Here is a 782-nt window from a genome sequence, read left to right as displayed (position 1 = left end):
CCCGACTTGATCTGACACCCCTCTTGAAAAAGAACGGGGCTACCGGGTTTGATGGTTGTGCGAGCAATCACCAACCCAAGAGGAGTAGCCCCGCATGAACGTTGTAAATCAACCGATTGTTAAGCACAAGTTGGGCTTGTTGAACCTGGCCGAGGAGCTCGGCAACGTTTCACAGGCCTGCAAAATCATGGGCGTGTCGCGAGACACCTTCTACCGCTACCAAGAAGCCAAGGCCACTGGTGGAGTTGAAGCTCTACTGCAAAAAAACCGTCGAAAACCCAACCTGAAAAACCGCGTCGAAGAGACCGTTGAACAATGCGTCCTGGATTACGCGATTGAACAACCTGCTCATGGCCAAGTCCGTGTCAGCAACGAGCTGCGCAAACGTGGAACATTCGTCAGCCCTTCAGGCGTGCGATCAATCTGGCTGCGCCATGAGCTGGCGAACTTCAAGCAGCGTCTGACTGCTTTGGAAAAGCACGTTGCGGCTACGGGCTCTGTTCTGACCGAAGCCCAGGTCGTTGCTCTGGAGAAGAAGCGTGATGACGATATCGCCTGCGGCGAAATCGAAACGGCCCATCCAGGCTATCTTGGCTCCCAGGACACGTTCTACGTCGGCACTATGAAAGGTGTAGGCCGTATTTATCAGCAGACCTTCGTTGATACTTACAGCAAAATCGCGCTTACCAAGCTCTATACAACGAAGACGCCAATCACCGCAGCAGACCTGCTCAACGACAAAGTGCTGCCGTACTTCGCAGAGCAGAACGTTCCTGTGCTGC

The 782-nt window shown here is 53.7% G+C and carries 1 protein-coding gene; it reads left to right on the top strand.

Annotation, left to right across the window (positions count from 1 at the left end; translation table 11 throughout):
• Nucleotides 1-94 precede the first annotated feature (94 nt).
• On the top strand, nt 95-782 hold a 688-nt coding region (locus ACZRJQ_RS22010), incomplete at its 3' end, for a helix-turn-helix domain-containing protein (RefSeq protein ID WP_463980364.1).

The organism is Pseudomonas sp. E315, from assembly GCF_055406205.1.
The sequence above is the reverse complement of the archived record's forward strand: the minus strand, read 5'-3'. Positions and strand labels throughout refer to the sequence as shown.